At 72.6% G+C, this 20,857-nt stretch carries 19 protein-coding genes; 7 read left to right on the top strand and 12 right to left on the bottom strand.

What is annotated here, in order from left to right; all coding sequences use genetic code 11:
* Positions 1-140: 140 nt before the first annotated feature.
* From ACF1AG_RS29540 to ACF1AG_RS29510, 7 genes are all read right to left on the bottom strand, one after another.
* A complete protein-coding gene (locus ACF1AG_RS29540; protein WP_391810670.1) occupies positions 141-923 on the bottom strand; it encodes an ABC transporter ATP-binding protein in 783 nt (260 codons plus the stop codon).
* Positions 916-1,851 carry an ABC transporter permease gene (locus tag ACF1AG_RS29535; protein WP_370405438.1) on the bottom strand — a complete coding sequence of 312 codons (936 nt, stop codon included), beginning with the start codon at positions 1,849-1,851 and terminating at the stop codon, positions 916-918. Before ACF1AG_RS29535 ends, ACF1AG_RS29540 begins: the two co-directional genes overlap by 8 nt.
* Before the next feature lie 95 nt (positions 1,852-1,946).
* Entirely contained in the window at positions 1,947-2,819 is an 873-nt protein-coding gene (locus tag ACF1AG_RS29530; protein ID WP_370405441.1) for a glycosyltransferase family 2 protein, read from the bottom strand.
* An 8-nt stretch (positions 2,820-2,827) separates the two neighbouring features.
* On the bottom strand, positions 2,828-3,571 hold the full coding sequence (locus ACF1AG_RS29525) for a CDP-alcohol phosphatidyltransferase family protein (protein WP_391810669.1): 744 nt from the start codon (positions 3,569-3,571) through the stop codon (positions 2,828-2,830).
* A gap of 13 nt (positions 3,572-3,584) precedes the next feature.
* Entirely contained in the window at positions 3,585-4,646 is a 1,062-nt protein-coding gene (locus ACF1AG_RS29520; RefSeq protein ID WP_048460824.1) for an iron-containing alcohol dehydrogenase family protein, read from the bottom strand.
* Positions 4,634-5,386: a sugar phosphate nucleotidyltransferase gene (locus ACF1AG_RS29515; protein WP_391810668.1), complete on the bottom strand. Its 753-nt coding sequence runs from the start codon at positions 5,384-5,386 to the stop codon at positions 4,634-4,636. The genes ACF1AG_RS29520 and ACF1AG_RS29515 overlap by 13 nt, the downstream gene beginning before the upstream one ends.
* Positions 5,383-7,164 (bottom strand): DUF5941 domain-containing protein, encoded by a 1,782-nt coding sequence (locus ACF1AG_RS29510; RefSeq protein WP_391810667.1) that lies wholly within the window; start codon positions 7,162-7,164, stop codon positions 5,383-5,385. Before ACF1AG_RS29510 ends, ACF1AG_RS29515 begins: the two co-directional genes overlap by 4 nt.
* Positions 7,165-7,404: 240 nt before the next feature.
* Here ACF1AG_RS29510 and galE point away from each other — a divergent pair, with 240 nt between their 5' ends.
* From galE to idi, 3 genes are all read left to right on the top strand, one after another.
* Positions 7,405-8,385: a UDP-glucose 4-epimerase GalE gene (galE, locus tag ACF1AG_RS29505; RefSeq protein WP_391810666.1), complete on the top strand. Its 981-nt coding sequence runs from the start codon at positions 7,405-7,407 to the stop codon at positions 8,383-8,385.
* Positions 8,386-8,519: 134 nt separating this feature from the next.
* Complete coding sequence (locus ACF1AG_RS29500) at positions 8,520-9,458, top strand: cation diffusion facilitator family transporter (protein WP_387797517.1); 939 nt, start codon at positions 8,520-8,522, stop codon at positions 9,456-9,458.
* 320 nt (positions 9,459-9,778) lie between these two features.
* A complete protein-coding gene (gene idi, locus ACF1AG_RS29495; protein WP_359602742.1) occupies positions 9,779-10,372 on the top strand; it encodes an isopentenyl-diphosphate Delta-isomerase in 594 nt (197 codons plus the stop codon).
* A gap of 57 nt (positions 10,373-10,429) precedes the next feature.
* Here idi and ACF1AG_RS29490 read toward each other — a convergent pair whose 3' ends face one another.
* Both ACF1AG_RS29490 and ACF1AG_RS29485 read right to left on the bottom strand, forming a co-directional pair.
* Positions 10,430-10,891 carry an ATP-binding protein gene (locus ACF1AG_RS29490; RefSeq protein ID WP_359602744.1) on the bottom strand — a complete coding sequence of 154 codons (462 nt, stop codon included), beginning with the start codon at positions 10,889-10,891 and terminating at the stop codon, positions 10,430-10,432.
* Positions 10,892-11,104: 213 nt separating this feature from the next.
* On the bottom strand, positions 11,105-11,686 hold the full coding sequence (locus ACF1AG_RS29485) for a DUF308 domain-containing protein (protein ID WP_359602746.1): 582 nt from the start codon (positions 11,684-11,686) through the stop codon (positions 11,105-11,107).
* Positions 11,687-11,817: 131 nt separating this feature from the next.
* Here ACF1AG_RS29485 and ACF1AG_RS29480 point away from each other — a divergent pair, with 131 nt between their 5' ends.
* The 3 genes from ACF1AG_RS29480 (at position 11,818) to ACF1AG_RS29470 (ending at position 15,282) form a co-directional block, all read left to right on the top strand.
* Positions 11,818-12,570, top strand: a complete 753-nt coding sequence (locus tag ACF1AG_RS29480; RefSeq protein WP_359602748.1) for an enoyl-CoA hydratase-related protein — start codon at positions 11,818-11,820, stop codon at positions 12,568-12,570.
* A gap of 90 nt (positions 12,571-12,660) precedes the next feature.
* Positions 12,661-12,792, top strand: a complete 132-nt coding sequence (locus ACF1AG_RS29475; protein ID WP_006133333.1) for an LPFR motif small protein — start codon at positions 12,661-12,663, stop codon at positions 12,790-12,792.
* 105 nt (positions 12,793-12,897) lie between these two features.
* Entirely contained in the window at positions 12,898-15,282 is a 2,385-nt protein-coding gene (locus ACF1AG_RS29470; protein WP_391810665.1) for a Tex family protein, read from the top strand.
* A gap of 46 nt (positions 15,283-15,328) precedes the next feature.
* Here the strand turns inward: ACF1AG_RS29470 and ACF1AG_RS29465 are convergent, their stop codons facing one another.
* Together ACF1AG_RS29465 and ACF1AG_RS29460 are read right to left on the bottom strand one after the other, a co-directional pair.
* On the bottom strand, positions 15,329-16,969 hold the full coding sequence (locus ACF1AG_RS29465; RefSeq protein ID WP_387797510.1) for an ABC-F family ATP-binding cassette domain-containing protein: 1,641 nt from the start codon (positions 16,967-16,969) through the stop codon (positions 15,329-15,331).
* A gap of 40 nt (positions 16,970-17,009) precedes the next feature.
* The gene (locus tag ACF1AG_RS29460) at positions 17,010-18,032 is read right to left on the bottom strand and encodes an oxidoreductase (protein WP_387797509.1); all 1,023 of its coding nucleotides are present in this window, start codon (positions 18,030-18,032) and stop codon (positions 17,010-17,012) included.
* A gap of 66 nt (positions 18,033-18,098) precedes the next feature.
* Here ACF1AG_RS29460 and ACF1AG_RS29455 point away from each other — a divergent pair, with 66 nt between their 5' ends.
* Positions 18,099-19,052, top strand: a complete 954-nt coding sequence (locus ACF1AG_RS29455; protein ID WP_391810664.1) for an FAD-dependent oxidoreductase — start codon at positions 18,099-18,101, stop codon at positions 19,050-19,052.
* Positions 19,053-19,106: 54 nt separating this feature from the next.
* Here ACF1AG_RS29455 and ACF1AG_RS29450 read toward each other — a convergent pair whose 3' ends face one another.
* Entirely contained in the window at positions 19,107-20,828 is a 1,722-nt protein-coding gene (locus ACF1AG_RS29450) for a BCCT family transporter (RefSeq protein WP_359602756.1), read from the bottom strand.
* Between the last annotated feature and the right edge of the window lie 29 nt (positions 20,829-20,857).

Genomic DNA, 20,857 nt, shown 5'->3' with positions numbered 1-20,857 from the left:
GTTCCTCGACGGGGGTCTTCCGCGCTCCACGACAACACATCGACGGGCGTCAAGATTCCACCGTGCACGAGGAGTTGACGCATCTTTTGCAGACGCGGGGCCCCGCCGGACCGTTCCGGCGGGGCCCAGGGCCGAGCGGGCTACTTGCCCGTGAACTTCTCGTACTCGCGCAGCACCTCGTCCGTCGGCCCGTCCATGCGCAGCTCGCCGCGCTCCAGCCACAGCACCCGGTCGCAGGTGTCGCGGATGGACTTGTTGTTGTGGCTGACCAGGAACACCGTGCCGGCGTGCTTGCGCAGCTCGCGGATGCGGGCCTCGGAGCGCTTCTGGAACTTCCGGTCACCGGTGGCCAGCGCCTCGTCGATCATCAGGACGTCGTGGTCCTTGGCGGCCGCGATGGAGAACCGCAGGCGGGCGGCCATGCCGGAGGAGTAGGTCCGCATCGGCAGCGTGATGAAGTCGCCCTTCTCGTTGATCCCGGAGAAGTCGACGATGTCCTCGTAGCGCTCCCTGATCTCCTCGCGGGACATGCCCATCGCGAGCCCGCCGAGGATGATGTTCCGCTCGCCGGTGAGGTCGTTCATCAGGGCCGCGTTCACGCCGAGCAGGGACGGCTGGCCGTCGGTGTAGACCTTGCCCCGCTCGGCGGGCAGCAGTCCGGCGACGGCGCGCAGCAGGGTCGACTTGCCGGAGCCGTTGGAACCGATCAGGCCGATGGCCTCGCCGCGGTACGCCACGAAGGACACTCCGCGCACGGCGTGCACCTTGCGCACGCCCCGCTCCTCGCCGCCGCGCTTGAGGATCCGGCTGAGCGCCGCGGTGGCGCTGCCCTTGCCCGACCGGGCGCCGTTCACGCGGTAGACGATGTGGAGGTCGTCCGCGATGACGGTGGGCACCCGGGCGCCCGTCTTGTCGTCAGCCACGGCCGTACCTCTCCTCTGCCTTCCAGAAGTAGACGAAGCCGACCAGTCCGGCGAGCACCGCCCATCCCAGCGCGAACGCCCAGATGTGCGGTGGCAGGTAGGACGAGTCGTACTTGTCGATCAGCGCGTACCGCACCAGGTCCATGTAGACCGCGGCCGGGTTCCACTGGAGCACGTCCGCCACCCAGGACGGCACGTTCTTGTCCTCCAGCATCGCGGGGATGGAGAACATCACCCCGGACGCGTACATCCAGGTCCGTAGCACGAACGGCATCAGCTGCGCCAGGTCGGGGGTCTTGCTGCCCATCCGCGCGAAGATCAGCGCGAGGCCGGTGTTGAAGACGAACTGCAGCGCCAGCGCCGGCACCACCAGCAGCCACGACAGGTCCGGATAGCTGCGGAACGCCACCATGACGACGACCAGGACGATCATCGAGAACAACAGCTGCTGGAGCTGCTGGAGCGCGAACGAGACCGGCAGCGACGCCCGGGGGAAGTGCAGCGCCCGCACCAGGCCGAGGTTGCCCGAGATCGCCCGGACACCGGCCAGCACGGAGCTCTGCGTGAAGGTGAACACGAACACGCCGGTCACCAGGAACGGCACGTAGACGTCGCTCGGGATGCCGCGCCGGGCGCCGAGCAGCAGGCCGAAGATGAAGAAGTACACGGCCGCGTTCAGCAGCGGTGTCGCCACCTGCCACAGCTGGCCCAGCTTCGCCTTGCTGTACTGGGCCGTCAGCTTGGCCTGGGAGAAGGCCAGGATGAAGTGCCGCCGCCCCCACAGCTGACGGACGTACTCGCCGAGGGACGGGCGGGCGCCGCTGACGGACAGCCCGTACTTGGCGGCCAGCTCGGCCGCCGTAAGGCCCTCGTCGGGCGACACGGGCGCGCCGACCGCGACCGTGCCGTCGTGCGTAGTCTCACTCACGGGTGGATCGTCTTTCGTCCTCGATGTGCGTGGCCCGCGCGGGCCTTCCGGGAGCCGGGGACCGGGTGGGGCCGGATCCCCGGACTCGAAGCTTGTCAGATCACCGGAGGCCGGCCCAGTCGGGTCAGCCGCCACACCGTACGCCACTTCATGGGGCGGCGGGGTCCGCAGGGCGAGGTCCAGCCCTCCTTGAAGCCGCCGAACCACGCCTTGAGGGCGGGGCCCGAGGGACGGCGCAGGAGGGTGAGGAGCAGCCACACGCCCAGGTACACCGGGACGAGCGGGGCGGGCAGGTTGCGCCGGGCGAGCCAGACGCGGTTGCGGGCCACCATGCGGTGGTACACCGCGTGCCGCGAGGGGGCGGTCGTCGGGTGGTACAGCACCATGTCGGACCGGTAGTCGATCATCCAGCCGGCGTCGAGGGCGCGCCAGGCCAGATCGGTCTCCTCGTGTGCGTAGAAGAACTCGCCGGGCAGGCCGCCGACCTCGGCGATGACCTGGGTGCGCACCGCGTTGGCGCCGCCGAGGAATGTGGTCACGCGGGAGGAGCGCATCGGGTCGGAGGCGCGCAGCCGGGGCACGTGCCGGCGCTGGGTGACGCCGGTGTCCGGGTCGGCGATGCGGAAGCTGATGATGCCGAGCGAGGGGTCCTCGGTGAACGCCTTCCGGCACAGTTCGGCGGTGTCGGTGTGCGCGAGCAGGCCGTCGTCGTCGAGGAAGAGCAGGATGTCCACGTCGCGGCCGCTGGGGCCGAACGCCTCGATGCCGACGTTGCGTCCGCCGGGGATGCCGAGGTTCTCGGGCAGCTCGACGGTCCTGACGCCCTCGGGGACGTCGGGCACGGGCGAGCCGTTGCCGACGACCACGACCTGGACCGGGTCGCCGTCCTGCTTGGCGACCGAGTCGAGCAGGGCCCGCAGTTCGTCGGGGCGGTTGCCCATGGTGATGATGACCGCGCCGACCTTCATGCCCGCGCTCACTTCAGCCTGCTCGAGACGAGGACGGACACGAGGTGCAGCAGGGTCTGCAGCAGGGCGATCCCGGCCAGGACGGCGGTGCCGAGGCGGGTGAAGAACAGGTCGCCCCGGGCGGAGTCGAGGATCGCGAGGAGCAGGATCAGCAGGGACGCCTCTATGCCCAGGATCAGCCGGTGGAACTTCAGGGCGGCGGCGGCCTTGCGGGCGAGCGCCATGCCGGAGGAGCGCGGCTCGGAGGCGGACTCCTTCACCGGGGGCATGCCGTTCTGGTGGCGGGCGACTCCGACCAGGTCGGTCTCCGCCTTGATGAGTATCGCGCCCAGCGCGGCGAGGGTGCCGAGGAAGGCCCACAGCCAGCCGATGCGGCCGGTGCCCCACAGGTCGGCGGCGCGCAGGCCGAGGCCGACCAGCACGGCGGCGTCGGTCAGGTAGGCGCCGACGCGGTCCATGTAGACGCCGGCGAGGGAGTACTGCTTGCGCCAGCGGGCGATCTCGCCGTCGACGCAGTCGAGCAGCAGGTAGAGCTGGACCGCGACCACCCCGAGGACCGCGCCCGTGATGCCGGGCACCAGGAGGGCGGGGGCCGCGAGGACACCGCAGAGGGTCATCAGATACGTGAGCTGGTTGGGGGTGACCCGGGTGTTCACCAGGTAGCGGTCGACCCGCAGGGACACCTCGCGCATGTAGAGGCGTCCCATCCAGTGCTCACCGCTGCGCCGGTCCTTGACCCCCGCGGGGTGCACGACCGGACGGAGTTCAGCTACCGATGGCCTTGACATAGTCGGCGTAGACGTCCTTGATCTGTTCGGTGGTCAGGGCGAGGTGTTCGAGGATGGTGAAGCGGCCGGGGCGGGTCTCGGGGGCGTACTCGACGACGCGGACGAACTCGTCGACGGAGAACCCGATCTCCTCGGGGAGCACCGGCAGCCCGTGCCGGCGCAGCACCTCGGCCATGGCCGCCGACTCCTCGTGCGCGCCGCGCAGGTACATCGCGAAGGCGGCGCCCAGTCCGCACTGCTCGCCGTGGGCGGCGGCGCGCTGCGGGTAGAGCAGGTCGAAGGCGTGGTTGATCTCGTGGCAGGCGCCGGAGGAGGGCCGGGAGTCGCCGGACACGGACATCGAGATGCCGGTGAGGACCAGGGCCTCGGCGAGCACCTGGAGGAAGCTGTCGTCGTCGACGCCGCCCGGGTGCCGCAGCACGGCCTCGCCGGCCTGGCGGGCCATGGCGGCGGCGAGTCCGTCGACCTTCTCGCCGTTGACGCGGTGGGACAGCTCCCAGTCCGCGACGGCGGAGATGTTGGAGACGACGTCGCCGATGCCCGAGCGGACGAACCGGACCGGGGCCTCACGGATGACGTTGAGGTCGATCACGACCGCGATCGGGTTCGGCACGCCGTAGGAGCCGCGGCCGGCGTCGTTGTCGAGGGTGGCGACCGGCGAGCACAGGCCGTCGTGCGCCAGGTTGGTGGCGACCGCGACCAGGGGCAGGCCGACGCGCGCCGAGGCGAACTTGGCGCAGTCGATGATCTTCCCGCCGCCGAGGCCGACGACCGCGTCGTAGCGGCCGCCCTGGATGGCGCCGGCCAGCCGGACCGCGTCGTCGATGGTGCCGCCGCCGACCTCGAACCAGTCGGCGCCGGGCAGCGACGGCGCGACGCGGTCGCGCAGCCGGGCGCCGGAGCCGCCGCTGACGGCGATGGCGAGCCGGCCGGACTGCGAGATGCGCTCGTCGGCGAGGACGCAGGCCAGGTCGTCGAGGGCGCCGGGACGGATGTCGACGACGACCGGCGAGGGGATGAGCCGGGTCAGTACTGGCACGCGATCTCCCGTCCGCGGGCGAGGTCGTCGTGGTTGTCGATCTCGACCCACGGGACGTCGCCGATCGGCGCCACGTCGATCCGGAAGCCCCGGTTGACCAGCTCCTGGTAGCCGTCCTCGTAGTACAGCTGCGGGTCCCGCTCGAAGGTCGCCCTCAGAGCGTCCGCCAGCGCCTCGGCGGCCCCGCCCTCGATCAGCGTCACGCCGATGTACTCGCCCGTCGCCTCGGCCGGGTCCATCAGCTTCGTGATCCGCCGCATCCCCTTCTCCGGGTCCACGACGACCTTCATCTCCTCGTCGGCGAGCCGCTTCACCGTGTCCAGCGCCAGGATGATCTGCTTGCCGTCACCCCGCGCCTGAAGCAGCGTCCGCTCCACCGACACCGGGTGCACCGTGTCGCCGTTCGCGAGGATCACACCGTCCTTCAGGGCGTCCCGCGCGCACCACAGCGAGTAGGCGTTGTTCCACTCCTCCGCCTTGTCGTTGTCGATGAGCGTCAGCTTCAGCCCGTACTTCGCCTCCAGCGCCGCCTGCCGCTCGTACACGGCCTCCTTGCGGTACCCGACCACGACACCGACCTCGGACAGCCCGATCTCCGCGAAATTGGCGAGCGTCAGGTCCAGGACCGTGGGCTCCCCTTCTATGCCCGCGGGCCCCACCGGCACCAACGCCTTGGGCAGCGTGTCGGTGTAGGGGCGCAGACGCCGGCCGGCGCCGGCCGCCAGCACGAGGCCGATCATGCGGGTTCTCCTTCGTCGTGTACGGCGGGCGCGCCACCCCGGTGGGCGGCGACCCAGAAGCGGATGCTCTCGGCGAGCACCACGAGAGCCACGGCCACGGCGAGGGCCGTGAGCGCGACGGTGAATCCGGACGCGGTGAGCACGGCCGCCAGGACGGCGACCGCCAGCGTGCGACCTTCGTGCCCCCCGATCGCCCGCACCAGCAGGCGCGGGGGCGCGCCCGCGTCGCCGCGGATGCGGTAGACCGTGTCGTAGTGATGGTAGGCGACCGCGGACACCAGTCCGTAGGCCGCGGGAAGGGCTCCGTTCACCTCCGCGTCGGCCGCCAGGACCAGGACGGTTCCGTACTCGGCGGCGCGGAACAGCGGGGGGACGAGCCAGTCGAGACGGCCGGTGAGGGGGCGGGCGACGGCGGCGGCGGAGCAGATCACGTAGGCGACGGCGGCCAGGACGGTCTGCCATCCGGCGCCCCACACGAGGGCGGAGCCCGTCACCAGCACCGCGCCGAGCGCGGCGACGGCCGCACCGCCGCGGGCCCAGGGGCGGCGGAGCAGTTCGGAGAGCGGTCCGCCGTCGGCGAGGTCGGCCAGGGCCCGGGCGGCCCGGTCCTCCGACCGGCCGCCGCGCAGGGAACGCAGGACGCGTCCGGCGGTGGTGTACGCGGCGGCGAAGGCGCAGCCGGCGAGCAGCACCCAGAAGGTGACGCGGGGGGTGGTGGCCGCGGTGAGGACGGCGATCAGCGCCCAGCGCTCGCCGATCGGCAGGACGATCATGCGGCGCACCCAGACCGTCCACCCGACGCGGTCCAGGCGGCCCGACAGGGAGGCGGCAGGGCCCCCCGCGGCGCCGGCCCCGGCCTCGGTGAAGGAGAAGTCGACGACGTGCCGGCAGGACTGGAGGATTATGGCGCCGAGCGCCAGGGCCCAGACGTCGTCGCCGGTACGGGCCGCGCCGAGGGCGAGGCCCGCGTAGAAGGCGTACTCCTTGGCCCGGTCGAACGTGGCGTCGAGCCAGGCGCCGAGCGTGGAGTACTGCAGCGAGTAGCGGGCGAGCTGGCCGTCGGCGCAGTCCAGTACGAACGAGCCGAGGAGCAGCACGGCGGCGGCGACGAACCCCGCGCGGGTGCCGGTGGCGGCGCAGCCGGCCGCGATCAGCGCGGTGAGCAGGGACGCGGTGGTGACCTGGTTGGGGGTCAGTCCGCGGCGGGCGCACCAGCGCGCGAGGTGGCGCGAGTAGGGGCTGACACAGAACGTGGTGAAGAAGCCGTCGCGGGCCTTGACGGCGGACCTGAGGCGTACGGCCTCCTCGTCCACGGCCGCGACGGCCTGCCGGGCCTCGTTGCGGGCCTGCGGGTCGGCGGGCACGGCGGCGACGAGGCTGCCGAGCTCGGGGCGGTGCACGTCGGTGTCGAGGGCGGCGGTGACCCGGTCCGGGAGGCCCTCGACGAGGGTGCCGTTGCCCGCGCCCTGCCCGGTCGCGGAGTTCTCGCGGGCCATCGCGCGGGTCAGGGCCTGACGGCCGGTCCGCTGGGCGGCGACGGCTCCGGGAACGGCGGAGAGCGGGAAGCGGGGGTCGGTCAGACCGAGCCGCAGGGCGTGCACGTGTCCGACGAACCGGGTGTCGACCAGGGCTACGCGTTCCTCCCCGGGGACCTCGGCGAGCAGCGTCTCGGCCTCCGCGGCGCCGGCGGCGGTCCGCACGTCGAAGCCGAGGGAGCGCAGGTCGCCCTCGAGTGACGAGCCGGGGACCGGGGGGCCGGTGACGATGGCGGTCGGCAACCGAAAACTCACTCCCTGGGGGGCGACGCGTCCACGCCGGTGATGTACACGGTGATGCGCCCGTACGGAGGCCCTGCGGGCGGCATGTCGGCAGAGGCTATCGGATACACGGAAGCCCGCGTTCACCGCCTGTTCGGCGGCCGGACCGACGCGGTTGGCCCGCTCCTGCCGCGCTCATCATCGGGGATACCGGCCCCGGCTCACAAACCGCGCCGGTGGCTCGCCTTAGGGTGGACCACCATGACGTGGCTGATCACCGGCGGAGCCGGATACATCGGGGCCCATGTGGTGCGGGCCATGACGGACGCCGGGGAGCGGGTCGTCGTGCTGGACGACCTCTCCGCCGGGGTCCCGGCGCGGCTGCCCGAGGGCGTCCCTCTGGTCCGGGGCTCGGCGCTGGACGGCGAGCTGCTGACCAAGGTGCTCGCCGAGCACGGCGCGACCGGCGTGCTGCACCTCGCCGCGCGCAAGCAGCCCGGGGAGTCGGTGGCCCAGCCGACCCGGTACTACCGGGAGAACCTGGGCGGTCTGGCGGCCCTGCTGGACGCCGTCGCGGAGGCGGGCGTGCGGCGCTTCGTCTTCTCCTCGTCCGCGGCCGTCTACGGCGACCCGCACGTGGACCTCATCACGGAGGACACGCCCTGCGCCCCCGTGAACCCCTACGGCGAGACCAAGCTCGCCGGGGAGTGGCTGGTGCGGGCGGCGGGCCGCGCGCACGGCATCGACACGGTGTGCCTGCGCTACTTCAACGTCGCGGGCGCGGCGGCCCCCGAGCTGGCCGACACCGGCGTCTTCAACATCGTGCCGATGGTCTTCGACCGGCTCACCCGCGACGAGGCCCCGCGCATCTTCGGCGACGACTACCCCACCCCGGACGGCACCTGCATCCGGGACTACATCCACGTGGCGGACCTCGCGGACGCGCACCTCGCGGCGGTGCGCGCGCTGGCGGAGGGCGGCGTCGACGGCGATCTGACGCTGAACGTCGGACGCGGCGAGGGCGTCTCCGTCCGGGAGCTGATCACGGTCGTCGGAGAGGTCACCGGCGACACCCGCACTCCGGTGGTCGAGGCGCGGCGCCCCGGCGACCCGCCCCGCGCGGTGGCCTCGGCCGCCCTCGCGAGCGAGCGCCTGGGCTGGACGGCACGCCGTTCGGTGCGCGAGATGGTCGAGTCGGCCTGGCAGGGCTGGCAGCTTCTCCAGGGCGCGCCGCAGGCCTGACCTGCGGATCGTTTCCGCAGGTCAGGGCACATGACAACGGTGTTCAGTGCCGCGTTGCCTGATACCCCTGCCCCGTAGTTCACTGTGCTCCGGAAGGGCAGCGGCACGGGCGCGACGGAAGGGCGGCGGCAGGTATGGGGGCAGGCCACGGTCACGGGCACGCGCACGGGGCGCCGCCCGGTGGCACGGTCAGCGCGGCCTATCGGGGGAGACTGCGGATCGCGCTGGCGATCACGGTCTTCGTCATGGTCGTGCAGATCGTCGGCGGCATGCTGGCCGACTCGCTCGCCCTGGTCGCGGACGCCGCCCACATGGCGACCGACGCCCTGGGGCTGGGCATGGCGCTGCTCGCCATCCACTTCGCGGGCCGCCCGCCGAGCGAGCGGCGCACCTTCGGGCTGGCCCGCGCGGAGATCCTCGCGGCGCTGGCCAACTGCCTGCTGCTGCTCGGCGCCGGCGGCTACGTGCTGTACGAGGCGGTGCAGCGGTTCATCACGCCCGCGGCCACCGAGGGCGGCCTGGCGATGGTGTTCGGCGCTATCGGCCTGGCCGCCAACCTGGTGTCGCTCTCGCTGCTGATGCGGGGGCAGAAGGAGAGCCTGAACGTGCGCGGCGCCTTCCTGGAGGTGGCGGCGGACGCGCTCGGCTCGGTCACGGTGATCGTGGCCGCGCTGGTGATCGTCACCACCGGCTGGACGGCCGCCGACCCGATCGCCTCCCTGGTCATCGCGCTGATGATCGTGCCGCGCACGCTGAAGCTGCTGCGGGAGACGCTCGACGTGCTGCTGGAGGCGGCGCCCAAGGGCGTGGACATGGCCGAGGTGCGGGCGCACATCCTGAACACGCCGGGGGTGGAGGACGTGCACGACCTGCACGCCTGGACGATCACCTCGGGGATGCCGGTGCTCTCCGCGCACGTGGTGGTCAGCGCGGACACGCTGAACGCGATAGGGCACGAGAAGATGCTGCACGAACTGCAGGACTGCCTGGGCGACCACTTCGACGTGCAGCACTGCACCTTCCAGCTGGAGCCCAGCGGGCACGCGGAGCACGAGGCGCGGCTGTGCCACTGAGGCGCCCGGATCCTCCCGATCCACCGGTGTCACTCGGCACCTAGGTGTCGCGCGGGGGGCCGCGCACGCCCCCGAGTGCGCCCACGCGCCGGGGAACGCAGCCTTCCGCCCCGGTGACGGCGTCTCCCTGTTCCGACAGGCGCCGGCGAGTGCCGTGCACGCGCGTTTTCGACGCCCGTCACGGGCACGATGAACGCGGGTCCGGTGCCGTCCCCACCGCCCGTCGCGCCGGGGGCGGGACATGCGGGAGGGGACCGGAGTGCCGGGAGTGCCGGATTCGTGCGGCAGACTGGGGCGCGAACACCGAGTGAAGGATGGGTATGCCGATCACACCTGCCACCGCGACGAACAGCCCGTCGAGCGGCACCGCCGAGCCGATTTTGCTGGAACTGGTCGACGAGGACGGCGTGACGGTCGGCACCGCGGAGAAGCTCTCCGCCCATCAGCCGCCGGGGAAGCTGCACCGGGCCTTCTCGGTGTTCCTGTTCGACGAGCGCGGCCGGCTGCTGCTCCAGCAGCGGGCGCTCGGCAAGTACCACTCCCCCGGCGTGTGGTCGAACACCTGCTGCGGCCACCCGTACCCGGGCGAGGCGCCGTTCGCGGCGGCGGCCCGGCGGACGTACGAGGAGCTGGGGGTGTCGCCGTCGCTGATGGCGGAGGCCGGCACGGTCCGCTACAACCACCCGGACCCGGCCTCGGGCCTGGTGGAGCAGGAGTACAACCACCTTTTCGTCGGCATGGTGCAGTCGTCGGTGCGGCCCGACGGGAACGAGGTCGCCGCCACGGCGTTCGTGACGCCGGAGGACCTGGCGGAGCGGCACGCGAAGGACGCCTTCTCGGCATGGTTCATGACCGTGCTGGACGCGGCGCGGCCCGCCGTGCGGGAGCTGACGGGCCCGTCGGCCGGGTGGTGACGGCGGCGCCGTAGGGCGCGTCCCGTCCCGTGCGGGACGGGACGCGGTGCGGCGGGGTCAGTAGGTCTGCGCGGGCTTGAGGGGCAGGGCGGCCCAGATCACCTTTCCGCCGGTCGAGGTGTGCTCCACCTCGCAGGCCCCGCCGGCCTCGCGGGTGATCTCGCGCACCAGCAGCAGTCCCCGGCCGCCGGTGCGGCCGTAGTCGTTCTCCAGGGCGGTGGGGCGGTACGGATGGTTGTCCTCCACGGACACCCGGATCCACTCGGCGCCCACCGCGACCTCGACGGCGAGCATCGGGGAGAGCAGCGCGGCGTGTTTGACCGCGTTGGTGACCAGCTCGGAGACGATCAGCAGCAGCCCCTGCACCACGTCGTCGGCGACCGGCACCCCCTGCCGAAGCAGCAGGTCCCGCACGGCGTGCCGGGCCTGTGGCACCGAGGCGTCCACGGCAGGGGCGGTGAACCGCCAGACACCTTCGTACGGCAGCGGGTCGCCACCCTCACGCTCGATTGTCACCACACGTCGAGTGTTGGGACCGATCGCCTCCGTCCTTCCACACTGAACACAAGTCAGCAGATATCGAGCGCTTCCCGACCGTTCGCGCCCGACTCGGTCGAACGTGGGACCGTTCGAGTCCGGTCTGTTCCGTTCCGGTTCCTCTCTCCCCGTTCTCCGCGTTCTCGCGCTCTCCGTGTTCTCCGCGTTCTCGCTGTCCCGCTGTCCCGCCACCCGCTACTTGCCGGCGACCATGCCCACGATGCGCCGGCCGCCGTAACCGGTGGCGATCAGTCCCAGCCCGTCGAACAGCAGGGACAGCGAGAAGAACGTGCCGATGACGTACTGGCTGCTGCTCGGCCAGGTGGCCAGAACCAGGATGCCGAGGAGGAGACCGAAGGCGCCCTGCAGCAGCGTCCAGCCGAACTGCGGGCCTCGCACCACCAGACTGCCCACCAGCCGGAACACCCCACCGGTCAGGAACAGCAGCGCCGCGAACATGGTCAGGGCCTCGGCCGCGGCCCCCGGGATCTTGATGATCACCACCCCGGCCGCGATGTTCAGGGCGGCGACGACCACGCCCAGCCAGAAGAAGTTCGTCTGCCGCGCCTGCACCGCGTGCAGCAGCCCGACGATGCCGCCGACCAGCAGCAGCCAGCCGAAGAGCAGCATCGTGGTGAGCGTGGCGGCGGCCGTGTAGATCAGGCCGATCAGCCCGGCGACGACGAGGATCACCCCGAGCACGGCGAGCATGCCGAAGCCTCGGTTCAGCTTCGCCGTGTCGCCTCGCCGGCCCGCGGCTCCCGTGGACCTGGTCATGGCTGCCTCCCGGGTCTGGTCCCAGCTTCCAAGACGCTCCCGCTCCCCCCGTGTCCCCCTCCCTCGGCCGTCGTAACGCCGGGTCCCGCCCACCGTCCGGGGCCGTGACCGGGGCGGATAGCATCCGGCGCATGGAGGAGCCGCAACTGCTGCACAGCGTCACCGACTCGGTCGCCACGGTCGTCATCCGTCATCCCGCGAAGCGCAACGCCATGACGGCCGCGATGTGGGCGGCGCTCCCGCCGCTGCTCGGCACGCTGGCGGAGGACCCCGCCGTGCGGGTGCTGGTGCTCACCGGGGACGGCGGCACCTTCTGCGCCGGGGCGGACATCTCCACGCTCCAGGGCTCGCCGCTCGAGGCGCAGCGGCTGGCCGTCGCCGCCGAGGAGGCCCTCGCGGCCTTCCCCAAGCCGACCCTGGCCGCCGTGCGCGGGCACTGCGTGGGCGGCGGGGCGCAGCTCGCGGCAGCCTGCGATCTTCGGTTCGCGGAGGAAGGCGCGCTCTTCGGGGTGACCCCGGCGAAGCTCGGCATCGTCTACCCGTCCTCGGCGACCCGGCGGCTGGTGTCGCTGGTGGGTCCGGCGACCGCGAAGTACCTCCTCTTCTCGGGCGAACTGATCGGCACGGAGCGGGCGCTGCGCACAGGGCTGGTGGACGAGGTGCTGCCCGCCGGCGCGCTGGACGGGCGGGTCACGGAGTTCACCCGGGTCCTGGCGTCCCGGTCGCTGCTGACGCAGGCGGCGGCGAAGGAGTTCGCCGACGGCCGCACCGACCGCGACGACCACTGGCACAAGGCGGCCGCCGCGGGCGAGGACACCGCGGAGGGGGTGGCGGCGTTCCTGGAGCGACGAGCGCCGCGCTTCACCTGGAACCTCTCCTCCTAGAACGCGTCCGCCGCGCGTGCATGTTGAAGCGTGCACGAGGTACCCGCAAGTTGTCCGGCCGGAGTGGCCGGACGGCGAAAGGGGAGATACGTGTTCCGTGCCATCGCAGACGTCCTGCGCCAGATCGGCGGCGCCGTCGCCACCGTCGTGACCCTGCCGTTCCGGGCGCTCGCCCGGCTGTTCGGAGGCGCGTCCTCCTCCGCGCGCGGGCGTCGCGCCTGAGTCCGCCCGGGGGGTCTCGGGGCGCGTCGCCGCCCTGATCCCCGATTGTCGTCGTCACCTGCCACAATTGCCGCGCAACCTCAGTGGAGAAGGCGGTACGGGAACGTGACGACACCCCTCGCAGGGTCCATCGAAGGCAGGATCGCCGAGGAACTCGGCGTACGGGAGCGGCAGGTCAGGGCCGCCGTGGAACTGCTCGACGGCGGTTCGACGGTGCCCTTCGTCGCCCGCTACCGCAAGGAAGCGACCGAGATGCTCGACGATGCGCAGCTGCGCACGATCGAGGAGCGGCTGCGCTATCTGCGGGAGCTGGAGGAGCGCCGCACGGCGATTCTCGACTCGGTGCGTGAGCAGGGCAAGCTCACCGAGGAGCTCGAGGCCCGCATCCGGGGCGCGGAGACCAAGGCGCGCCTGGAGGACGTCTACCTGCCGTTCAAGCCCAAGCGGCGCACCAAGGCGCAGATCGCCCGCGAGGCGGGTCTGGAGCCGCTGGCGGAGGGGCTGCTCGCCGATCCCGGTGTCGAGCCCCTCGCCGCGGCCGCCGCGTTCGTGGACGCCGACAAGGGCGTGGCCGATCCGCAGGCCGCGCTGGACGGCGCGCGGGCCATCCTCACCGAGCGCTTCTCCGAGGACGCCGACCTGATCGGCGAGGTGCGCGAGCGCATGTGGGTGCGCGGGCGGCTGGCGGCGAAGGTGCGGGACGGCAAGGAGGAGGCGGGCGCCAAGTTCGCCGACTACTTCGACTTCTCCGAGCCGTTCACCGAGCTGCCCTCGCACCGGGTGCTGGCGATGCTGCGCGGCGAGAAGGAGGAGGTCCTCGACCTCGTCCTGGAGCCGGAGGAGCCCACCGACGGCCCCTCCTCGTACGAGGGCATCGTCGCCCACCGGTTCGGGATCGCCGACCGGGGCCGACCGGGCGACAAGTGGCTGCTGGACACGGTCCGCTGGGCCTGGCGCACGCGCATCCTGGTGCACCTGGGCATCGACCTCCGCCTGCGGCTGCGCACCGCCGCCGAGGACGAGGCGGTGCGGGTCTTCGCCGCCAACCTGCGCGACCTGCTCCTCGCCGCCCCGGCCGGGACGCGCGCGACGCTCGGTCTCGACCCCGGTTTCCGCACGGGCGTGAAGGTCGCCGTGGTCGACGCGACCGGCAAGGTCGTCGCCACGGACGTCATCCACCCGCACGTCCCGGCGAACCGCTGGGACGAGGCGATCGCGAAGCTGGCCCGGCTGGCGAAGGAGCACGCGGTCGAGCTGATCGCCATCGGCAACGGCACGGCGTCCCGCGAGACCGACAAGCTCGCCGGTGAGCTCATCGCCAAGCACCCCGAGCTGAAGCTGACGAAGGTGATGGTGTCCGAGGCGGGCGCCTCCGTGTACTCGGCGTCCGCGTTCGCCTCGCAGGAGCTGCCGGACATGGACGTGTCGCTGCGTGGCGCGGTGTCCATCGCCCGCCGCCTCCAGGACCCGCTGGCGGAGCTGGTGAAGATCGACCCGAAGTCGATCGGCGTGGGCCAGTACCAGCACGACCTGTCCGAGGTGAAGCTGTCGCGGTCGCTGGACGCGGTCGTGGAGGACTGTGTGAACGGCGTGGGCGTGGACGTCAACACCGCGTCCGCCCCGCTGCTCGCCCGGGTGTCCGGCATCTCCTCCGGTCTCGCGGAGAACATCGTGGCGCACCGCGACTCCAACGGCCCGTTCAAGTCCCGCTCCGAGCTGAAGAAGGTGGCCCGCCTCGGCCCGAAGGCGTACGAGCAGTGCGCGGGCTTCCTGCGGATCCGCGGCGGCGACGACCCGCTGGACGCTTCCAGCGTGCACCCCGAGGCTTACCCGGTGGTCCGGAGGATGGTGAGGACCACCGGGCAGGAGGTGACCTCGCTCGTCGGCAACACGGCCGTGCTGCGCTCGCTGCGCCCGCAGGACTTCGTGGACGACTCCTTCGGTCTGCCGACCGTGTCCGACATCCTCAAGGAGTTGGAGAAGCCGGGCCGCGACCCGCGTCCGGCGTTCAGGACGGCGGCCTTCAAGGAGGGCGTGGAGAAGATCTCCGACCTGTCCTCCGGGATGATCCTGGAGGGCGTGGTGACGAATGTGGCCGCCTTCGGCGCGTTCGTCGACGTCGGCGTCCACCAGGACGGCCTGGTCCATGTGTCCGCGATGTCGAAGACGTACGTCAAGGACCCACGGGACGTGGTGAAGCCGGGTGACATCGTCAAGGTGAAGGTGCTGGACGTCGACATCCCGCGCAAGCGGATCTCGCTGACGCTGCGGCTGGACGACGAGGCGGCCCCGCAGAGCGGGCAGGAGGGCGGCGAGCGCCGGCAGCGCGGCGGGCGGCCCCCGCAGCAGCGCCAGGGCGGCCGGCAGCGCCAGGACGGCCGCGGTGGCGGCGGCAACCGTACGCGTCAGGCGCCCGCCCCGGCCAACAGCGCGATGGCGGACGCCCTGCGCCGAGCGGGTCTGGTGGACCCGAAGAGCGGCCGCCGCTGAGCGGTGGAGCGTGGTTCCGGGTCCCGGTGCGGGGCCCGGGACCCGCTCAGCGTTCGGTCACGGTGCCGTCGGTGACGTGCAGACGACGGGTCACGTGGATGGCGTCCAGCATGCGGCGGTCGTGGGTGACCAGCAGCAGCGTGCCCTCGTAGGCGTCGAGGGCGGACTCCAGCTGCTCGATGGCGGGCAGGTCGAGGTGGTTGGTCGGCTCGTCCAGGACGAGGAGGTTGACGCCCCGTCCCTGGAGCAGGGCGAGCGCGGCGCGGGTGCGCTCCCCCGGTGACAAGGTCGCCGCGGGACGCAGCACGTGCTCCGCCTTCAGACCGAACTTGGCGAGCAGCGTGCGGATGTCCGCCGGCTCCAGCTCCGGCACCGAGGGCCGGAAAGCGTCCAGCAGGGTCTCCGGACCGTGGAACAGCGCACGGGCCTGGTCGACCTCCCCCAGCAGCACGCCCGAGCCCAGGGCGGCGTGGCCCGCGTCGAGCGGCACGCGGCCCAGCAGCGCGCCGAGCAGGGTGGACTTGCCGGCGCCGTTCGCGCCGGTCACCGCGACCCGGTCGGCCCAGTCGATCTGGAGGGTCACCGGGCCGAGGGTGAAGCCGCCCCGGTGCAGGACGGCGTCCCGCAGGCTCGCGACCACAGCGCCGGAGCGCGGGGCCGCCGCGATCTCCATGCGCAGCTCCCACTCCTTGCGCGGCTCCTCGACGACCTCCAGGCGCTCGATCATCCGCTGGGTCTGGCGCGCCTTGGCGGCCTGCTTCTCGCTGGCCTCGCTGCGGAACTTGCGGCCGATCTTGTCGTTGTCGTTGCCCGCCTTGCGGCGTGCGTTCTTCACGCCCTTGTCCATCCAGGCGCGCTGCGTCTGCGCCCGGTCCTGGAGGGCGGTGCGCTTGTCCGCGTACTCCTCGTACTCGTCGCGGGCGTGACGGCGGGCCACCTCGCGCTCCTCCAGATAGGCGTCGTAGCCGCCGCCGTAGAGGTTGATCTGCCGCTGCGCCAGGTCGAGTTCCAGGACCTTGGTCACCGTGCGGGAGAGGAACTCGCGGTCGTGGCTGACGACGACCGTGCCGGCGCGCAGGCCGCTCACGAACCGTTCGAGGCGTTCGAGCCCGTCCAGGTCGAGGTCGTTGGTCGGCTCGTCGAGCAGGAAGACGTCGTAGCGGGACAGCAGCAGGGAGGCGAGTCCGGCGCGGGCCGCCTGGCCGCCCGAGAGGGCGGTCATCTGCTGGTCGAGGCCGACGTCCAGGCCGAGCGTGGCGGCGACCTCCTCGGCGCGCTCGTCGAGGTCGGCGCCGCCCAGCGCGAGCCAGCGTTCGAGGGCGGTGGCGTAGGCGTCGTCCGCGCCGGGAGCGCCGTCGACCAGACCCTGGGTCGCCTCGTCCATGGCGTGCTGCGCCTCGGCGACTCCGGTGCGGCGGGCCAGGAAGGCGCGCACGCTCTCGCCGGGCCTGCGCTCCGGCTCCTGCGGGAGGTGGCCGACCGTGGCGGTGGGCGGGGAGAGGCGCAGCTCTCCCTCCTCGGGCGCGGCGAGCCCGGCGAGCAGGCGCAGCAGCGTGGACTTGCCGGCGCCGTTGGCCCCGACCAGGCCGATCACGTCACCGGGCGCGACAACGAGGTCGAGCCCGGCGAACAGGGAGCGGTCGCCGTGTCCTGCGGCGAGGTTCTTGGCGACGAGGGTGGCAGTCATCAGACCGCCGATCCTAGAGCCTCCGCCGTACGGCTGAGGCTCAGGGGCGGACGGCGGTGACCAGCACCGTTCCGGCGGTACGGGCCACCAGGTACGCCTCGCCCTTCACCGCCGGCGGGTCCAGCGGGACGCGGTGCCGGCCGGGTTCGAGGACCGCGTCGAAGAGGTCCCGGCTGCGGGCGCGGGAGAGGCGGTCGACACGGTGCGCGGTGAGCCGGACACGGCAGGCGGAGACCACCTCGAACTCGGCGGCGCCGTCCGCCACGGTCAGGTCCGTGAGCCGCCGGTGGTCGTCCCGGCCCGCCTCCAGGGCCTGTTCGGCCTGCGCGACCAGCAGCGGGACGACGGGCGCGAGCGCGTCGACGCAGGGCACGTCCGCCCCCGCGTCGGCCAGCGCACGGCGCACGGCGTCCCGCTCGCGCGGGGGGACCGAGCGGTCGAACAACACCGCGCCGTAGGAGCGCAGTTCGTCGGCGGGGACGCCGGCGACGCTCTGGGTGGTGTCGGCGCCGATGCCGATGGCACGCAGGGCGGCGGCCGGGCGGGCGAGCAGGGCCACGCGCGCGCCGATGAACAGGACGCGGCGGCGGCTGCCGGGGAGGTCGCCGTCCAGGAGGGCTGTCAGGGCCGCGCGGTACTCGTCGCCACGGAAACGGAACGGGCCCATCCCGTGGTAGCCGTCGCGTTCCAGGTCGGCCCGGTCGCCGGTCTGCCAGGCGAAGTCCCGCCAGATGACGTCCTTCCCTTCCCGCTCGATGACGGCGGTCACGGCGCCGCAGGCGAGGTCCTCGCACTCCGGGCAGCCGTAGACGACGTACCGGCCGTCGGGCAGGGGCGCGCCGGTCTGCAGCAGCAGGCCGCGGACCTGGGCGGTGAAGAGGGACGGCGGCACGTCGGAGGCGAGCGGGGAGACGGCGTCCAGGTCGGACAGCCGGTACAGCAGCGGGCGTCCGTCGACGACGAAGTCGACGAAGTCCCGGTGCACTTGGAAGTCGCCGCCGGCGAGGAGCCCTCCGGGGCGGGTCGCCGGCGCCAGGCCGAAGGTCGCGTACTCGGCAGACATGCCGTGAGTATTCCCATCCCGGGCCGGACCCGAGCACGCGCGCGGGCATCCGCTACCGTCCGCCGGATGGGAAGCGAAACGGACAACGGTGTCGTGGTGGTCGGCGGCGGGGTGACCGGGCTGACCACGGCGGTGGTCCTCGCCGAGCGGGGCGTACGGGTGCGGCTGTGGACGCGGGACCCCGTCGGGGCGACCACCTCGGCGGTCGCGGGCGCCCTGTGGTGGCCGTACCGCATCGATCCGCCCGAGGCGGCGCAGGCGTGGGCGCTGGAATCCCTCGGCGTGTACGAGGAGATGGCGCTGCGGCCGGAGACCACAGGCGTACGGATGGTCGAGGGAGTACTGGGCGAGACGCCGATGGACGAGGTCGGCGGGTGGGCCGCGGCGCGGCTGCCGGGGCTGCGTCCGGCGACGGAGGCCGAGTACCCGGGCGGGTGGGGGCTGTGGGCGCGGCTGCCGTTGCTCGACATGACGGCCCATCTGCCCTATCTGCGGGACCGGTTGACGGCGGCGGGCGGCTCGGTGGAGACGCGCGCGGTGGCGGGTCTCGCGGAGGCCGACGCGCCGGTGGTGGTCAACTGCACGGGACTGGCGGCGCGGGAGCTGGTGCCTGACCCGTCGGTGCGGCCGGTGCGGGGGCAGCTGGTGGTCGTGGAGAATCCGGGGATCCGTACCTGGATGGTCACCGAGGGCGCGGACGGGTCGATGGCGTACTTCTTCCCGCAGCCGGGGCGGCTGCTGCTGGGCGGCACGGCCGAGGAGGACGTGTGGTCCGACCGGCCGGACCCGGCGACGGCCGAGGCGATCGTGCGGCGGTGCGCGGCGCTGCGCCCGGAGATCGCCGGCGCCCGTGTGCTGGAACACCGGGTGGGGCTGCGGCCCGCGCGGGACGCGGTCCGGCTCGAGCGCACCCGGCTGCCCGACGGGCGTGTGCTGGTGCACAACTACGGCCACGGCGGCGCGGGCGTCACCGTGGCCTGGGGGTGTGCGCGGGAGGCGGCGGGGCTGGCCGCGGCGTGAGGCGCGGGGCGGGCGTCCGGCGCCCGCCCCGCGTCACGGCATGCCCCGAGCGGGTCAGTGCTTGCCGATGGGGTCGCCCTCGACGTCCGGTCCGCGGCCGGGTCCGACGCGCAGCTCGAACTCGCCGTCGTACTTCTTGTGGCCCTCGATGACCGCGAGTTCGACCGCCTCGCTGCCCATCTTGTCGCGGACGACGAGCGGGTCGTGACGCAGGTCGCGCATGAGTGCCACGCACATGAAGATCATGACGACGACGAACGGCGCCGCGGCGAGGATGGTGAGGTTCTGCAGACCGGTCAGGGCGTCGCCCTGGCCGCTGCCGACGAGGAGCATGATGGCCGCCACCGCACCGGTCACCACGCCCCAGAACACCACGGCCCAACGGCTGGGTTCGAGGGAGCCCTTCTGCGAGAGGGTGCCCATCACGACGGAGGCCGCGTCGGCGCCCGAGACGAAGAAGATGCCCACGAGGACCATCACCAGCAGGCTGGTGGCGGTGGCGATGGGGAACTCCTGGAGCACGGCGAACAGCCGGCCCTCGGGGGTGGTCTCGTCGCCGAGCCGGTTCTGCTCCTGGAGGCGCATGGCCGAGCCGCCGAAGATGGCGAACCAGACCAGGCTGACCGCGCTGGGCACGAGGATGACGCCGCCGATGAACTGACGGATGGTCCGGCCGCGGCTGATGCGGGCGATGAACATGCCGACGAACGGCGTCCAGGAGATCCACCACGCCCAGTAGAAGACGGTCCAGCTGCCCAGCCAGGCGGGGACGCCCTCGCCGCCGCTGATCTCGGTGCGGCCGGCCATCTCCGGCAGGTCGCCGAGGTAGGTGAAGACGGAGGTCGGCAGCAGGTCCAGGACGAGGACGGTGGGGCCCGCGACGAACACGAACACGGCGAGGAGCAGCGCCAGCACCATGTTGATGTTGGACAGCCACTGGATGCCCTTCTCCACGCCGGACACCGCGGACGCCACGAACGCCACGGTCAGGACGGCGATGATGGAGACCAGCAGGCCGGTGCCGACCTTTTCCAGCCAGTTGAGCTTCTCCACACCGGAGCCGATCTGCAGCGCGCCGAGGCCGAGGGAGGCCGCCGAGCCGAAGACGGTCGCGATGATGGCGAGCACGTCGATGACCCGGCCGCCGACGCCGCTCGCGTTCTTCTCGCCGATGAGCGGGGTGAACACGGCGCTGACGGTCTGCCGGCGGCGGCGCCGGAAGGTGCTGTAGGCGATGGCGAGGCCGACCACGGCGTAGATGGCCCACGGGTGGAGTGTCCAGTGGAACAGCGTGGTGGCCATGGCCGTCGCCATCCGGTCGCCCGAGTCCTCCGGGCTGGTGCCGGGCGGCGGGGTGTCGAAGTGCGCGAGCGGTTCGCTCACGCCCCAGAACATCAGGCCGATGCCCATGCCGGCGCTGAACATCATGGCGATCCAGGACACGGTCCTGAACTCCGGCTCCTCGCCCTCGGCGCCGAGCGTGATGCGGCCGTAGCGGCTGGCGGCCAGCCACAGGGCGAAGACGACGAAGCCGGAGGCGGCCAGGACGAAGCCCCAGCCGCCGTTGTGCATCAGGCCGCCCAGCAGATCGGCGGAGACGTCCTCCAGCGAGTCCGTCCAGACGGCTCCCCACAGGACGAAGGCCAGGGTGAGCCCGGCGGTGACGCCGAACACCACCCAGTCGGTACGCGGCCTGTCCCGGCCGGGCAGGCCCGCCTCGGAGCCGGGCAGCGGGCCTGCCGTGGAGTCCTTGTCGCTTTGGTGGTCCTGCGTCACAGGCGGAACCTTTCGTCCGAGCCTTCGGG

Origin of the sequence: Streptomyces sp. NPDC014764 (assembly GCF_043082785.1) — a bacterium.
Lineage (GTDB): Bacteria > Actinomycetota > Actinomycetes > Streptomycetales > Streptomycetaceae > Streptomyces > Streptomyces althioticus.
Note: the sequence above shows the minus strand (reverse complement) of the source record. Positions and strands in the feature narration are given on the sequence as shown.

Excerpts from the sequence above, each read along its gene's own strand:
- ACF1AG_RS29480 (WP_359602748.1), top strand. The coding sequence starts at position 11,818 with ATGGAGGAGCCGCAACTGCTGCACAGCGTCACCGACTCGGTCGCCACG.
- ACF1AG_RS29455 (WP_391810664.1), top strand. The coding sequence starts at position 18,099 with ATGGGAAGCGAAACGGACAACGGTGTCGTGGTGGTCGGCGGCGGGGTG.
- idi (WP_359602742.1), top strand. The coding sequence starts at position 9,779 with ATGCCGATCACACCTGCCACCGCGACGAACAGCCCGTCGAGCGGCACC.
- ACF1AG_RS29460 (WP_387797509.1), bottom strand. The coding sequence starts at position 18,032 with ATGTCTGCCGAGTACGCGACCTTCGGCCTGGCGCCGGCGACCCGCCCC.
- galE (WP_391810666.1), top strand. The coding sequence starts at position 7,405 with ATGACGTGGCTGATCACCGGCGGAGCCGGATACATCGGGGCCCATGTG.
- ACF1AG_RS29500 (WP_387797517.1), top strand. The coding sequence starts at position 8,520 with ATGGGGGCAGGCCACGGTCACGGGCACGCGCACGGGGCGCCGCCCGGT.
- ACF1AG_RS29515 (WP_391810668.1), bottom strand. The coding sequence starts at position 5,386 with ATGATCGGCCTCGTGCTGGCGGCCGGCGCCGGCCGGCGTCTGCGCCCC.
- ACF1AG_RS29465 (WP_387797510.1), bottom strand. The coding sequence starts at position 16,969 with ATGACTGCCACCCTCGTCGCCAAGAACCTCGCCGCAGGACACGGCGAC.
- ACF1AG_RS29485 (WP_359602746.1), bottom strand. The coding sequence starts at position 11,686 with ATGACCAGGTCCACGGGAGCCGCGGGCCGGCGAGGCGACACGGCGAAG.
- ACF1AG_RS29530 (WP_370405441.1), bottom strand. The coding sequence starts at position 2,819 with ATGAAGGTCGGCGCGGTCATCATCACCATGGGCAACCGCCCCGACGAA.